This window comes from Pseudophaeobacter sp. (assembly GCF_039971195.1).
In the GTDB taxonomy this organism is placed as follows: Bacteria; Pseudomonadota; Alphaproteobacteria; order Rhodobacterales; family Rhodobacteraceae; genus Pseudophaeobacter.
On record NZ_JBDWPJ010000121.1, the window covers coordinates 1 to 13968 of the forward strand.

The 13968-nt window shown below is 57.6% G+C and carries 13 protein-coding genes and 1 pseudogene; 13 read left to right on the top strand and 1 reads right to left on the bottom strand.

Annotated features, from left to right (window positions below; genetic code table 11):
* Nucleotides 1-24 precede the first annotated feature (24 nt).
* From soxZ to ABJP42_RS10485, 7 genes and pseudogenes are all read left to right on the top strand, one after another.
* Nucleotides 25-354, top strand: a complete 330-nt coding sequence (gene soxZ, locus ABJP42_RS10455; RefSeq protein ID WP_348340251.1) for a thiosulfate oxidation carrier complex protein SoxZ — start codon at nt 25-27, stop codon at nt 352-354.
* 75 nt (nt 355-429) lie between these two features.
* Nucleotides 430-1281 carry a sulfur oxidation c-type cytochrome SoxA gene (soxA, locus tag ABJP42_RS10460; protein ID WP_348340252.1) on the top strand — a complete coding sequence of 284 codons (852 nt, stop codon included), beginning with the start codon at nt 430-432 and terminating at the stop codon, nt 1279-1281.
* Between the two features lie 115 nt (nt 1282-1396).
* Complete coding sequence (gene soxB / locus ABJP42_RS10465) at nt 1397-3094, top strand: thiosulfohydrolase SoxB (RefSeq protein ID WP_348340253.1); 1698 nt, start codon at nt 1397-1399, stop codon at nt 3092-3094.
* A 108-nt stretch (nt 3095-3202) separates the two neighbouring features.
* Nucleotides 3203-4501 (top strand): sulfite dehydrogenase, encoded by a 1299-nt coding sequence (gene soxC, locus ABJP42_RS10470; RefSeq protein WP_348340254.1) that lies wholly within the window; start codon nt 3203-3205, stop codon nt 4499-4501.
* Nucleotides 4485-5813, top strand: a complete 1329-nt coding sequence (locus ABJP42_RS10475) for a c-type cytochrome (RefSeq protein WP_348340255.1) — start codon at nt 4485-4487, stop codon at nt 5811-5813. Before soxC ends, ABJP42_RS10475 begins: the two co-directional genes overlap by 17 nt.
* A 188-nt stretch (nt 5814-6001) precedes the next feature.
* Nucleotides 6002-6127: pseudogene (locus tag ABJP42_RS10480) on the top strand (IS5/IS1182 family transposase); the annotation flags it as partial.
* A 244-nt stretch (nt 6128-6371) separates the two neighbouring features.
* A complete protein-coding gene (locus ABJP42_RS10485; RefSeq protein ID WP_348340256.1) occupies nt 6372-8021 on the top strand; it encodes a methyltransferase regulatory domain-containing protein in 1650 nt (549 codons plus the stop codon).
* A gap of 131 nt (nt 8022-8152) precedes the next feature.
* Here the strand turns inward: ABJP42_RS10485 and ABJP42_RS10490 are convergent, their stop codons facing one another.
* Nucleotides 8153-9160 carry a GlxA family transcriptional regulator gene (locus ABJP42_RS10490; protein ID WP_348340257.1) on the bottom strand — a complete coding sequence of 336 codons (1008 nt, stop codon included), beginning with the start codon at nt 9158-9160 and terminating at the stop codon, nt 8153-8155.
* Between the two features lie 346 nt (nt 9161-9506).
* Here ABJP42_RS10490 and ABJP42_RS10495 point away from each other — a divergent pair, with 346 nt between their 5' ends.
* From ABJP42_RS10495 to mlaD, 6 genes are all read left to right on the top strand, one after another.
* Nucleotides 9507-10139 (top strand): ATP-dependent Clp protease proteolytic subunit, encoded by a 633-nt coding sequence (locus ABJP42_RS10495; protein ID WP_039965932.1) that lies wholly within the window; start codon nt 9507-9509, stop codon nt 10137-10139.
* 144 nt (nt 10140-10283) lie between these two features.
* Nucleotides 10284-11552 carry an ATP-dependent Clp protease ATP-binding subunit ClpX gene (clpX, locus tag ABJP42_RS10500; protein ID WP_348340258.1) on the top strand — a complete coding sequence of 423 codons (1269 nt, stop codon included), beginning with the start codon at nt 10284-10286 and terminating at the stop codon, nt 11550-11552.
* A gap of 146 nt (nt 11553-11698) precedes the next feature.
* Entirely contained in the window at nt 11699-12067 is a 369-nt protein-coding gene (locus tag ABJP42_RS10505) for a RidA family protein (RefSeq protein ID WP_348340259.1), read from the top strand.
* A gap of 228 nt (nt 12068-12295) precedes the next feature.
* Complete coding sequence (locus ABJP42_RS10510) at nt 12296-12859, top strand: glyoxalase superfamily protein (protein ID WP_348340260.1); 564 nt, start codon at nt 12296-12298, stop codon at nt 12857-12859.
* A gap of 113 nt (nt 12860-12972) precedes the next feature.
* Nucleotides 12973-13359 carry an NADH:ubiquinone oxidoreductase subunit NDUFA12 gene (locus tag ABJP42_RS10515; protein WP_348340261.1) on the top strand — a complete coding sequence of 129 codons (387 nt, stop codon included), beginning with the start codon at nt 12973-12975 and terminating at the stop codon, nt 13357-13359.
* 100 nt (nt 13360-13459) lie between these two features.
* Entirely contained in the window at nt 13460-13912 is a 453-nt protein-coding gene (gene mlaD / locus ABJP42_RS10520) for an outer membrane lipid asymmetry maintenance protein MlaD (RefSeq protein WP_348340262.1), read from the top strand.
* Nucleotides 13913-13968 lie beyond the last annotated feature (56 nt).

Below are 13968 nucleotides of genomic sequence, written 5' to 3' on the forward strand. Positions count from 1 at the left end.
GGCTAAGGCGAGAGGAAGAAAATCATGGCATCTGGTGTAAAACCCCGCGTCAAAGTCCCCAAGACCGCAGCCGCTGGTGAGGCGATCACTATCAAGACCCTGATCAGCCACCAGATGGAAAGTGGTCAGCGCAAAGACAAAGAAGGCAATGTCATTCCGCGCTCGATCATCAATCGCTTTACCTGCGAATTCAACGGCCAGCTGGTGACCGATATCACCATTGAGCCAGCGGTTTCGACCAACCCCTATTTTCAGTTCGAGGCCACCGTGCCCGAAGCCGGTGAGTTCAAATTCACCTGGTACGATGATGATGGCTCGGTCTACGACGCCAGCAAATCAATCGCGATGGCCTGATCCCTTCCGGATCTCAAAGGCACGGCATCCTGGCCGCTTTGGCGGCCCGGATGAATACCCAAGGGAGGACAAGGAATGAACTATAAGGCGCTTACCGCCATTGCTGTCGCACTCAGCCTGCCGCTGGTGGCCCATGCAGATGCGGATGACGACACGCTGGTGCTCAACGAAGAAGAAACGCTGGTGACCAAAACCGCCGCGCCTGCGCATCTGTCGGATGTGATGGATGAGGTGATGTCGGGCTGGCATTTCCGCTCGGATGAGACCCAGGCCCTGCAGATGGACGATTTTGAAAACCCCGCCATGGTTTTTGTTGATAAGGCGATGGACGCCTGGGAGACCGCTGATGGCTCTGAGGGCAAATCCTGTGCCTCTTGCCATGACGATGTGGAAGAGAGCATGGCAGGCGTGCGTGCGGTCTATCCAAAATGGAACGAAGAGGCGGGCGAGGTCCGTACTCTGGCGATGCAGGTCAATGACTGCCGTGAAAACCAGATGGGTGCCAAGCCGTGGAAATACACTGGCGGTGACATGACCGCGATGGAGGCGCTGATCTCGGTGCAGTCGCGCGGCATGCCGGTCAATGTGGCCATTGACGGTCCGGTCCAGTCGGTCTGGGAACAGGGCAAGGAAATGTACTATGCCCGCACCGGTCAGCTGGAGCTGTCCTGTGCCAATTGCCACGAAGACAGCTATGGGCTGATGATCCGTGCGGATCACCTGAGCCAGGGCCAGATCAATGGGTTCCCGACCTATCGTTTGAAAAACGCCAAGCTCAACAACGTGCATGCGCGGTTCAAAGGCTGCGTGCGTGACACCCGTGCCGAGACCTATAAGCCGGGCTCTGCTGACTTTGTGGCGCTTGAGCTTTATGTCGCCTCGCGCGGCAACGGGCTGGCCGTCGAAGGCCCCTCGGTCCGCAACTAATCAAAACGGCACCCCGCGTCTGATACAGGCGCGGGGTGTTTCGGTCTTAATAAATTCATAGATGCGAATATGAATCATGTTTGCCTCCTATGACCATACAGGATGACAGATAGACATGATCTCGCGCCGTGATTTTCTGCAGGTTTCGATGGCCGCTTCGGCTCTGGTTGGGGCCTCTGGCTTTGGCAATTGGGGGCGTCTGGCTGCCCAGCAAAGCCTTACTCAGGATCAGCTGCTGCAGTTTGATACCTATGGCAATATCAGCCTGATCCATATCACGGATATCCACGCGCAGCTGAAACCGATCTATTTCCGCGAGCCTTCGGTGAACCTCGGGGTGGGTGGCAACAAAGGCCATGTGCCCCATATCACCGGTGCGGATTTCCGTAAGGCCTATGGCATCGCCGATGGCTCTCCATCAGCCTATGCGCTGACCCATGATGATTTTTCGTCCCTTGCGCAGGGCTATGGCAGGGTTGGCGGGCTGGACCGAGTCTCCACCGTGATCAATTCGATCCGTGCTGACCGTCCCGATGCGCTGCTGCTGGATGGTGGCGACACTTGGCATGGCTCTTACACCTGCCACCACACAGCCGGCCAGGATATGGTCAATGTGATGAACGCGTTGAAACCAGACGCGATGACCTTCCACTGGGAATTCACTCTGGGGTCGGATCGCGTCAACGAGATCGTCGAAGGGCTGCCCTTTGCTGCCCTGGGGCAGAATATCTTTGATTCTGAGTGGGACGAGCCTGCCGAGCTGTTCAAGCCCTACAAGTTCTTTGACCGTGGCGGCGCCAAGGTGGCGGTGATCGGTCAGGCCTTCCCCTATATGCCCATCGCCAACCCCGGCTGGATGTTCCCCGAATACTCCTTTGGCATCCGCGACGAGCACATGCAGGAGATGGTCGATGAGGTCCGCGCCGCCGGAGCCGATGTGGTGGTTCTGCTGTCGCACAACGGTTTTGACGTCGACAAAAAGATGGCCAGCGTTGTCACCGGCATTGATGTGATCCTGTCGGGCCATACCCATGACGCGCTGCCCGAGCCTGTGCTGGTGGGGAAAACCCATATTATTGCCTCAGGCTCCAACGGTAAATTTGTTTCCCGCGTCGATCTGGACGTGCGCGATGGTCAGATGATGGGCATCCGCCACAAGCTTATCCCGATCTTTGCGGATGTGATTGCACCGGATCCGGTGATCTCGCAGCTGATTGATGAGCAGCGCGCGCCCTATGCGGACCAGCTGGCCGAGGTCATCGGGCAGACGGATTCGCTGCTCTATCGGCGTGGCAATTTCAATGGCACCTGGGATGATTTGATCTGTGATGCGCTGCTGAGCGAACGCGAGGCCGATATTGCCATGTCGCCCGGCGTGCGTTGGGGCCCGTCGCTGAACCCCGGTGATGACATCACCCGCGAAGACATCTGGAACGTCACCTCGATGAGCTATGGCGCCGCCTACCGGTCTGAAATGACAGGGGAGTTCATCAAGGTGATCCTCGAAGATGTGGCCGATAACATCTTCAATCCAGACCCCTACTACCAGCAAGGCGGCGATATGGTGCGTATTGGTGGCATGGGCTATCGGATCGATATCTCCAAACCCCAAGGAGAACGCATCAGCGAGATGACCCTGCTGAAAACCGGCGAGAGGATCGACGCCAGCAAATCTTATGTGGTTTCCGGCTGGGCCAGCGTCAACGAGGGCACCGAGGGCCCAATGATCTGGGATGTGGTCGAGGATCATATCCGCAAACAGGGGAGGGTTTCTGTCTCCCCCAATACATCGGTCAATGTGGTGGGCGCCTAACCGGTTACCGTCAGGGACCTCCGGTTGGTGAAACCGGAGGTCTGGGATCAAAATTTTTTGCGCTGATGAATTCACGAAGATGAATTTATCGATGTAAGGAGAAAGAAAATGAGCGACATAGCAGATGATTTTGCCCCCTCGCGCCGCCAGTTTCTGGCCGGCGCTGCGGCAACGGGGGTCGGGGCGGCCGCCAGTGTGACGGCCAGTGCGGCAGGGGCTACCCAGGCGGGACCGGACCCGCTGATTACCGAGGTGCAGGACTGGGCCAGCGGCCTGGGCGAGGGAGTTGATGCCACGCCTTACGGCCTGCCGATCGAGTTTGAACAGGATGTGGTGCGCCGCAATGTGGAGTGGCTGACGGCGGATACCATTTCCTCGATCAATTTCACCCCCATTCACGCGCTGGACGGGACCATCACCCCGCAGGGCTGCGCCTTTGAACGACATCACTCTGGCGCCATCGAGCTGACCAAGCAGGATTACCGCTTGATGATCAACGGGCTGGTGGATAGGCCTCTGGTGTTCTCTTATGCCGATCTGGAGCGGTTCCCACGCGAAAACCGGGTGTATTTCTGTGAATGCGCGGCCAATTCCGGCATGGAATGGGCTGGCGCTCAGCTCAATGGTGCACAGTTCACCCATGGCATGATCCACAATATGGAATACTCCGGCGTCTCGCTGCGCACCCTGCTGCAAGAGGCAGGTCTGGCAGCAGCGGACGACTTCAAGGACAAATGGGTCTATGTCGAGGGCGCGGATGCCTCGTCAAATGGGCGGTCTATTCCGTTGGAAAAGGCGCTGGATGATGTGCTGGTGGCCTTTAAGGCCAATGGCGAGGCTCTGCGCAAGGAACACGGCTATCCGGTGCGCCTGGTTGTGCCTGGCTGGGAAGGCAATATGTGGATCAAATGGCTGCGCCGCATTGAGGTCATGGATGGCCCGGTGGAAAGCCGCGAAGAGACCTCCAAATACACTGACACCATGGAAGATGGTACGGCCCGCAAATGGACCTGGGAGATGGATGCCAAATCTGTCGTCACCAGCCCCAGCCCGCAATCGCCCATCACGCACGGGAAGGGCCCGCTGGTGATTACCGGTCTGGCCTGGTCAGGGCGGGGGTCCATTACCGGGGTTGATGTCTCCATCGATGGCGGCAAGACCTGGACCCAGGCGCGTCTGGGCGCGCCGGGCACTGATAAGGCGCTGACGCGGTTCTACCTCGATACCAATTGGGACGGCTCAGAAATGCTGCTGCAAAGCCGCGCGCGCGACAGTTCCGGCTATGTGCAGCCCACCAAGGCGGAGCTGCGCGCGGTGCGCGGGTTGAACTCAATCTATCACAACAACGCCATCCAGACCTGGTGGGTCAAGGCCGATGGGGAGGCAGAAAATGTCGAAACCTCTTAGTACTATTTTTGTTCCTGCCCTGGGTGGTACGGCTCTGGTCCTAGGTCTGGCCTATGGTCTGAGCGCGCGCAGCTATGGGGATAGCAAGATTGCCACGCTGGAAGGCAACCTTGCCCAGATTGAAACCCGGCGAGATGCGGCACAGGCCGATGCCGAGGCACAGGCGCTGCGGGCTGCCGATCTGGAGATACAGACTGTCGCCTTGCAGGAGCGGGCTGGTCAGTTGGAGCAGCAGCTGGCAGCTCTCACCACGAGTGGAACACCCGCCGCGACCCAGCCGGTTGCCCCGGTGCCAAGCCCCGCTGATGGCTTTGGCTTTGGCCTTGGTCGCGTGGCGTTGCCAGAAGAGATCGCTGCCTGGGACATCGATGTCTCGCCGGATGGGACGGGTCTTCCGGTTGGATCTGGCGATGCGCTGACTGGCGAAGAGGTCTTTGCCGAGAAATGCGCCGCCTGCCATGGTGATTTTGCCGAGGGCGTCGACAATTGGCCAAAACTGGCTGGTGGGCATGGTACTCTGGACCATGAGGACCCATTGAAAACCGTCGGCTCCTACTGGCCCTATCTGTCGACCACCTGGGACTATGTGAACCGCTCGATGCCCTTTGGCGCGGCACAGACGCTGGAACCGAATGAGGTCTATGCTATTGTCGCCTATATCCTTTATTCCAACGATCTGGTGGATGAGGATTTTGTGCTCTCGGATGAGACATTTGCCGATGTTACCCTGCCCAATGCCGAAGGTTTTTTTGTGGATGACCGGCTGCAGAGCGAGGCGCATTTCTGGAAGGCGGACCCCTGCATGTCTGACTGTAAGGAGAGCGTCGAAATCACCATGCGGGCGCGAGTTCTGGATGTGACACCAGAAGAAACCGCGGCAACAGCAGCGCCGGAAGAGGCCGTGGTTGAAGCGGTCGCAGCGGTTGAACCTGCCACCGAGCCTGCCGCTGAACTCGCGGATGAGGATGTGGTTGAAACGGTCGCGCTGGATCCGGAACTGGTGGCCAAGGGTGCCAAGGTTTTCAAGAAATGCGCCGCCTGCCACAAGGTTGGGGAGGGGGCCAAGAATAGCACCGGGCCGCTGCTGAATGGCATCTTTGGCGCCACTGTGGGCCAGGTCGACGGGTTTAACTACTCCAAGCCGATGCTGGCCGCCGGCGGGGAAGGTCTGGTCTGGACAGAGGCCGAGTTGGCCGCCTTTTTGGCCAAGCCGCGCAAATACATGAAGGGCACCCGGATGTCCTTTGCTGGGCTACGCAAAGAGAGCGACATTGAGGCGGTGATTGCCTACCTGCGCAGTTTTGATCCCTAAGCGCAGCAATACAGGCTAAAAAAGGGGAAGACCCGCTCCAATGGGGCGGGTCTTTTGGGGGGCTGCCAGGGACCAAAACATCCTTTTCTTGCTTTACTCCCCTTCAGTTTTTTGTGGGGTGTCGGCCTTTTTTGAAAGCCTTTCCAATGCGTCAGGCACGTATTTCTCAACAAAACCAGCTATGAAACTCCAGACCAGAAGCTTGCTTCGCCCGGCTCAAGGACTGGCGGCGGGTCGCAACACGCTACGACAGGTGCCCCAAGGTCTTCCTGTCGGCATGCGCATTGGCTGCCGTCGTCATGTTCTGGTTATGAATCCTGACCCTAACCCTCCCTCAGGTTGCGATGGGATTTTGCGCCAAGGTCGGCGGCAAAGCAGCTCTTCAGAACTCTGTGTTCCATTGCCCCGTCATAAAGGGCGCCAAGCAGGTTTGAGGTGCATGAACTGGAAAATCTCCAGGCAGCAGCAAAATTTCCTGCCAGTCTTAACGGCTTCATTACAAATTTTAGACAACATGGACCGACATATTGATTTCACATTCATACCAAGAGGTAGCGTATGAGCGATTGGACTTCAGGCTATGTGGCCGATGTTGACTATACCCACGGGTTCTTCCGTGAACTGACACCCGCTGTGATGGCTCATTCTGCGGTCTCTCGCGGACAAATGCATACCCTTAACCGTCCCGGGCTCACCTATTGTGAGCTGGGCTGCGGTCAGGGGTTTACCGCCAATCTTTTGGCGGCGGCCAATCCCCATATCGAATTTCACGCGATGGATTTTATGCCCGGCCATATCGCCAATGCGCGGGAACTGGCGGCGGAAGCTGGCCTTGAAAATGTGCATTTTTACGAACGTTCTTTTGCTGATTTCGAGCAGGAAGAGGACCTACCCAAACAGTTTGACGTGATTGCCCTGCACGGGGTGTTCAGCTGGGTATCAAAAGAAAATCAGCAGTTAATCCTGGACTTCATTGGTCGCCGCTTGGCCTCAGGCGGTATGGTCTATGTCAGCTATAACTCAATGGTGGCCTGGGCTTCTGCTATTCCTCTGCGTAAGGTCATGCTGGATCGCGCTGCCAGGAGCAATGCGCCGATCACAGACAAGGTCGACGATGCGCTGATCTTTGCCAACGAGTTGGAAGCTGTCGGGGCCAAGTTCTTTATTGACAACCCGTCTGCAAGTGCCCGTTTGAGCAGTGCGGCGACGATGCCTCGCGACTACCTGGCACATGAGCTCTTTAACGCCGATTGGACGCCGTTCCATTTTGCCGATCTCGCCGCGCAGATGGGGCAAGCCAAACTGGATTTTCTTGGTTCTTCCTGCGTTTTGGATCATGTTGATGATATTTCATTGACGCCAAAACAGATCGATTTTTTGGCGGCAGAAGTAGACCCGGTGTGCCGCGAGGACCTACGAGATGTCTTGGTGAACGAACAGTTCCGCAGCGATCTATTTGTTAAAGGTGGACGCAAACACACAGAGCGCGGTGCCGTCGGGGCCTGGTTTGAAACGCCGCTTTCCCTGTCGATGCGCTACAATGGCGGAACTCTCAAACTTCGTTGGCGTCAGGGTGAAATCGCTTTGGACCACGCCGAATATGGACCCATCCTCAAGGCCCTGAGCGCAGGGCCAGCTACGGTGCGGAATCTGCTGGACCAAGGCGCCTTTGGTCGCATGAATTGGGGTCAGATTTCACGTCTTTTGACCATTCTGGTCGGCTCTGAAATCCTGACACCCTGTCTACCTCTAGAAGGTATCGAATCCCGTCGTTCCCGCTGTGAGGTCTTTAACCTGGCTGTCTGTACGCGTGCCGAGGAAAGCGAAAGCCTGGGGTTCCTGGCCTCGCCAGTCACCGGGGGCGGGATTGAGCTGGACCGGTTCGAACAGCTGTTCTTGCTGGCTCATAGTGAAGGCATGAAGCTGCCTTCGGATTGGGCCGAAATGGTTTGGGGCCTGATGTCGGCCCAGGGGCAACGCCTGCAACATGAGGGGCAGGTGCTGGAGCATGACGCCGATAACCTGGCCCTGCTCAAGGCGCGGGCCGCGGCCTTTGCCTCCAGACGGTTGCCGATGTGTGAAGCACTAGGTGTGGTGCCTGGCCAAAAGCCAGCAAAACAGCAGCAGCAGCCTGAAAGCAGCACTGAGGTTCCTGAAGACAGGGTGAAACTCGGGACCGAAAGACTGCGTCAAGAGTCAGCGGCCTAAGGGCGCGGCTGTGAGAGCCAAGAGGTAGAATAGAAAATTGCGGCCGTGGGGGAGAGCCCTGCGGCCTCTTTACTTGGTGGTCAGATGTAGATGCCTGAATCTCAGGGTGAGCAGACATCTTCAGGCTTGTCCTAGTTCCAGCCCTTGCGGAAGAAATGCGGCGAAGCGCCAAATTTGCGTTTGAACTGGCGGGAAAAATGCGTCGAGCTGTTGAAGCCCGAGGCGAGGGCAATTTCGGTCACGCTCATCGAGGTTTCATTCATCAAGGCAAAGGCATGGGCAAGGCGCATATCAAAATAGACATGCATCGGGCTTTGGTTCAGGTAGCGGGAGAATAGCCGTTCCAGCTGACGTCGCGAGATGTCCAGCTGATCACAAAGCTCGCCAATCGACAGCGGGTCTTCAATGGCAGATTGCATCAGCTGCAGAGCATTCAAAAGTCGCTGGTTGCGACTGCCAATCGCCACCGAGAAATTGGATTTCTGCGGCGCCGCCTGACCACCAGAGCGCACATGCAGGCACATGTCAGCGACAATGATCGCCAGCTGTTTGCCGTGACGCGCCTCAATCAGGTTGAGCATCAGATCAGTCGCCGCATTGCCGCCACCGCAGGTCATCAGCGGGCCGCTGATCTCAAAAGTATTGGCCGAGGGTGTCAGGTCCGGATAGCTCTCTTGGAACCCCGGCTGGTTCTCCCAATGCAGGGTAAAGGCCTGATCGCGGATCAACCCGGCCTGGGCCAGGGCAAAGGCGCCGGTACAGATGCCGCCAATCGAGCGGCCAAAGCGGCTTTCCCGGCGCAGCCAGTTCAGGGTTGGCTCCCCGGCGGTGGACTGTGGTTCCACCCCGGCACAGACAAATCCCAGAGCATCCGAAGGTAGCGGCTGCAGTGGCATGTCAGGCGAGACCGTCATGCCGTTTGAACAGCGGATCGGTGCGCCATCTTCGGTGAGGATGAACCAGCGGTAAAGCTTGGTATTGGTGACCTGATTGGCAATGCGCAGAGGCTCGATTGCAGCGGCAACGGCCAGCATCGTTGCCTTGGGGAGCAGCAGGAAGTAAAAGTCCTGCGGCGCGCCGGAATAGGGGATGGCCAGGGTGGCTGCGGCACCTTTTTGAACAAAATCATCTTCTGTCATGGCATGGTCCTGGTCCAAAAGCGGGTGTTTTCCGCTAAGAGGGGAAAGGGCAGTGGCGGTATCTGGTCACAAGAGGGTCAGTTTGCGACATGGGCTATGCTTGCCCTGTCAAACCATCTCTGTTCAGCACCTACTGTGCATTTGCAGGCGCTAGCCCTGAAATAGCGACGCGGTTCAGATGATTTGCGACGCTGCTGCCACAGGTCGGCAAAACCGGGGTGCCGGAACGGGAACAGAGCGGTAAAAACAATCGCCACCTCTTGCAGGCCTAGGGGGGCGATACTAAGACTCCTGTAATACTCTGTCGGGTATGGTACCGGACATAACACAACGCAGGCAGGTTCGCATGATTGATCCCAGAGAAACTTACATGAATACCCTCGTGCCCATGGTGGTCGAACAGACCAGCCGTGGTGAGCGGGCCTATGATATCTTTTCCCGCCTGCTGAAAGAGCGGATCATTTTCCTCAACGGTCCGGTGCATGATGGTATGTCCTCGCTGATCGTGGCGCAGCTTTTGCACCTTGAGGCAGAGAACCCCTCCAAAGAGATCTCGATGTATATCAACTCTCCCGGTGGTGTGGTGACCTCGGGGCTGTCGATCTATGACACCATGCAGTATATCAAACCCAAGGTTTCGACCCTGGTGATTGGCCAGGCGGCCTCGATGGGCTCCCTGCTGCTGACCGCCGGTGAGGCCGGTATGCGCTTCTCGCTGCCAAACTCCCGCGTCATGGTGCACCAGCCCTCTGGTGGCTTCCAGGGCCAGGCGACCGATATCATGATCCACGCCGAAGAGACCCTGAAGCTGAAGCGCCGCCTGAACGAGATCTACGTCAAGCACACCGGCCAGGAACTGGATAAGGTGGAAGCGGCGCTGGAGCGTGACAACTTCATGGATCCCGAAGAGGCCAAAGCCTTTGGTCTGATTGATGAGATCGTTGAAAACCGGGCCAAGGGTGACGACGAGGAGAGCTGAGGCTCGCCTGACTAAAACAGAATGTGCCCCGCATTTTACGGGGCACATATTTTGACATTGTGGCCGCCGATGGGCTGTCATAAGCTGACTGATAGGCGCAGAGCCCGGAGAAACCGGCGCTGCGAGCGGACTGAAAGGTAGACCATGGCGACGACTTCGAGTGGCGACAGCAAGAACACGCTTTACTGCAGCTTTTGTGGCAAAAGCCAACATGAGGTGCGCAAACTGATTGCGGGCCCCACCGTGTTCATCTGCGACGAATGCGTCGAGCTTTGCATGGATATCATCCGCGAAGAGACCAAGGCGAGCGGCCTGAAGGCCACGGATGGCGTGCCCAGCCCCAAAGACATCTGCGAAGTGCTGGACGACTATGTGATTGGTCAGGCCATGGCGAAAAAGGTTCTGTCGGTGGCGGTGCACAACCACTACAAACGTCTGAACCATGCGCAAAAGGCCGGCAATGACATCGAGCTGGCAAAATCCAACATCCTGCTGATTGGCCCTACCGGCTGCGGCAAGACCCTGCTGGCGCAGACCCTGGCGCGCATCCTGGATGTGCCCTTTACCATGGCGGACGCAACTACCCTGACCGAAGCCGGCTACGTGGGCGAAGATGTCGAGAACATCATCCTGAAACTGCTGCAGGCCTCTGAGTATAACGTTGAGCGTGCCCAGCGTGGCATCGTCTATATTGACGAGGTCGACAAGATTACCCGTAAGTCGGAAAACCCTTCGATCACCCGTGACGTTTCGGGCGAGGGGGTGCAGCAGGCGCTGCTGAAGCTGATGGAAGGCACTGTGGCCTCTGTGCCGCCACAGGGCGGTCGCAAACACCCACAGCAGGAATTCCTGCAGGTGGACACCACCAATATCCTGTTCATCTGCGGCGGCGCCTTTGCCGGTCTGGATCGCATCATCGCGCAGCGCGGCAAGGGCTCTGCCATGGGCTTTGGCGCTGACGTGCGCAACAATGACGATCGCGGCGTAGGTGAGATCTTCCAGGAGTTGGAGCCGGAAGATCTGCTGAAATTTGGTTTGATCCCGGAATTTGTTGGCCGTCTGCCGGTGCTGGCAACGCTGGAGGATCTGGACGAAGACGCGCTGGTCACCATCCTGACCAAGCCAAAGAACGCGCTGGTGAAACAGTATCAGCGCCTGTTTGAGCTGGAAGAGACCGAGCTGGACTTTACCGAAGAAGCGCTGAGCGCCATCGCCAAGCGCGCGATTGAGCGTAAAACCGGTGCGCGGGGCCTGCGCTCGATCCTGGAGGATCTGCTGCTGGAAACCATGTTCGAACTGCCGGGCATGGGCAGCGTCTCCAAGGTTGTGGTGAACGAAGAGGCGGTCACCTCGGATGCGCAGCCTTTGATGATCCATGAGGATGCCGAAAAAGAGCCTGCCTCTGCGAGCTGATATGGCGAGATGGCAAGAGGTACTGGGCGCGGCTTAGTGACCAGAAAAAAATGGCCAATGTCTTTTGACATTGGCCTTTCTTGTTATGCGGGGGCTTTGCCCCCGCACCCCCAGGATATTTGGGGCCAAATGAAAGGGAAAAAAGAATGGCTGGGATTAGACGGATTTCATCGGGCGGTGAGTTTGAAGCCAAGGTGGGCTATTGCCGCGCTGTGGTGGCGGGTGGCTTTGTGCATGTGGCCGGCACTGTCGGGCAGGGGGAGGATGTGGTCAGCCAATGCGCCTCGGCGCTGGAGATCATTGGTAAGGCGCTGCAGGAGGCCGGTGCCGGTTTTGCTGATGTGGTGCGGGTGAACTACTATCTGCCGGACCGTCATGAGTTTGACGCCTGCTGGCCGATGCTGGCCGGGGTGTTTGGCGCCAACCCTCCGGCTGCGACGATGATTGAATGCGGGCTGATCGATCCCAAGTATCGGATTGAAATTGAAGTGACCGCGCTGGCATCAGCTGACTAGCTTGGCAAGCGGGGGATATTGCTGCCTGTTTTAGTCGGGTATTTACTTGCGGTTGCGGGTGGAGGGATCTATTTTGGTAGCAGGCTGGTATGGCCTGCTGCTCGCAGTCGGATTTCGGCACGGTGAACATACTGAAAACTACATAGCTTTTGTCTTTCTACATCAGGTGGATCACGAGGTAACGCGAGCGCTGACGACTGGGTCTTCCGTTGGAAAAGGACAGGCGCAATGCGCGACTATAGCGATGCCAAAGCCATGGCAAAATCCCTGCGGGCAGGGTTGAAACAGCAGGGGGTCGAGGTTTCTCACGCCCGGTCTTTGGAGCTGGTAGCCCGACAATTCGATCTGCCGGATTGGAATGTCCTAGCTGCGCAAATTAGTGACCGACCGGAACAGGCTCAGCTTGAAACGAAAATTGTCATTGGCTCTGCGATCCCGATTATTCGCAGTTTCGACGGTGAAAAGGCCCGCGCCTTCTACATCGACTACCTCGGTTTCATGGTTGACTGGGAGCATCGCCATTCCCCTGATATGCCGCTCTATCAGCAGATTTCCCGCTCTGGCTGTCTGCTGCACGTGAGCGAGCATCATGGCGATGCCACACCGGGCGGGCGTTGTTTCATTCCAGTGCAGCAATTGGAGCAATTGCACGGAGAAGTGCAGGCCAGGGATTACCCCAATCTCAATCCCGGCCTTGAGGAGGTGCCCTGGGGGCTGCAGATGACCCTGACGGATCCCTTTGGCAACCGGCTGACCTTTTGTGAACAAAGGGCGGCGGCTACCAAACCTTAAGGCCTAGGCGATAGTTGTACCAAAACCCGCCGGGGGCAGTCTTGTCGCGTGCAAGCCACTGGACCTTGGCGGGAAATTGCGTCATACGGTTGTGGAAATCTTCGGAGGCATCCATGGGAATCCTGAACACTCTTTTGCGCGCTGTGACCTGGTGGAACGGTCAGACGCTGAACACCCAGATCTTTACCGCCCGCAAGGGGATAAAGGTGGGCGAGGATGACCAGGGTAATGTGTTTTATCACAATGCCGACGACAGCCGTCGCTGGGTGATTTTCAACGGCGAAGTTGAAGCCTCGCGCATTGGCGCCGATTGGCACGGCTGGCTGCACCGCACCTTTGATGAGCTGCCAAGCAAGAAGCCGCTGGTTCATAAGGAATGGGAAAAGCCGCATCAGGAAAACCTGACCGGCACTCTGAAAGCCTATGCGCCGGCTGGTTCGATCCGCAGCGGTGCCAGCCCCGAGGCACGCAGCGATTACGAGGCCTGGGCGCCGGAATAGGCCTAAGACGGCCACGGCTCGTTACACATTCTGGGACCCAAGGGCAGATGGCTCTTTGGTCCTTTGCTCTTTTTGACCCTTAGTTCTAGGCAGAGACCCCATGTCGCAAAATACAACAGAAGTTCTGGCAGGCGGTTTTGTTCTGGCTGCTGCCCTTGGATTTGCGCTTTATGCCGGGCAGGTCGCTGGTCTGTCTGCTGCTGGCGACGGCTATGAGCTGAACGCGTCGTTCCGGTCGCTCGAAGGGGTGGGGGTCGGCACCGATGTGCGCCTTGCGGGCGTCAAGGTTGGCACGGTGACCGGGGTTGAGCTTAACCCTGAGACCTTTCGCGCCGATACCCGGTTTTCGGTGCTCGAGGGCATCCTGGTGCCCGATGACAGCGCGGTTATCATCTCCTCCGAAGGCCTATTAGGCGGCAATTTTGTCGAGCTGATGCCCGGCGGGTCGCCGTTCAATTTTGAGCCCGGTGACGAGGTCCTGGATACCCAGGGCGCGGTCAGCCTGATCTCGCTATTGGTGAAATTTGTCTCTGGTGGCGGAGACGATTCATGAGTCTGGGTGTGGCGCGTTTTCCCCGTCGGGTGGCTTTGGGCGCCATTCTGGGGCTT

Coding starts and splice junctions, on each gene's coding strand:
- soxZ (WP_348340251.1), top strand. CDS start 25: ATGGCATCTGGTGTAAAACCCCGCGTCAAAGTCCCCAAGACCGCAGCC.
- soxA (WP_348340252.1), top strand. CDS start 430: ATGAACTATAAGGCGCTTACCGCCATTGCTGTCGCACTCAGCCTGCCG.
- soxB (WP_348340253.1), top strand. CDS start 1,397: ATGATCTCGCGCCGTGATTTTCTGCAGGTTTCGATGGCCGCTTCGGCT.
- soxC (WP_348340254.1), top strand. CDS start 3,203: ATGAGCGACATAGCAGATGATTTTGCCCCCTCGCGCCGCCAGTTTCTG.
- ABJP42_RS10475 (WP_348340255.1), top strand. CDS start 4,485: ATGTCGAAACCTCTTAGTACTATTTTTGTTCCTGCCCTGGGTGGTACG.
- ABJP42_RS10485 (WP_348340256.1), top strand. CDS start 6,372: ATGAGCGATTGGACTTCAGGCTATGTGGCCGATGTTGACTATACCCAC.
- ABJP42_RS10490 (WP_348340257.1), bottom strand. CDS start 9,160: ATGACAGAAGATGATTTTGTTCAAAAAGGTGCCGCAGCCACCCTGGCC.
- ABJP42_RS10495 (WP_039965932.1), top strand. CDS start 9,507: ATGATTGATCCCAGAGAAACTTACATGAATACCCTCGTGCCCATGGTG.
- clpX (WP_348340258.1), top strand. CDS start 10,284: ATGGCGACGACTTCGAGTGGCGACAGCAAGAACACGCTTTACTGCAGC.
- ABJP42_RS10505 (WP_348340259.1), top strand. CDS start 11,699: ATGGCTGGGATTAGACGGATTTCATCGGGCGGTGAGTTTGAAGCCAAG.
- ABJP42_RS10510 (WP_348340260.1), top strand. CDS start 12,296: ATGCGCGACTATAGCGATGCCAAAGCCATGGCAAAATCCCTGCGGGCA.
- ABJP42_RS10515 (WP_348340261.1), top strand. CDS start 12,973: ATGGGAATCCTGAACACTCTTTTGCGCGCTGTGACCTGGTGGAACGGT.
- mlaD (WP_348340262.1), top strand. CDS start 13,460: ATGTCGCAAAATACAACAGAAGTTCTGGCAGGCGGTTTTGTTCTGGCT.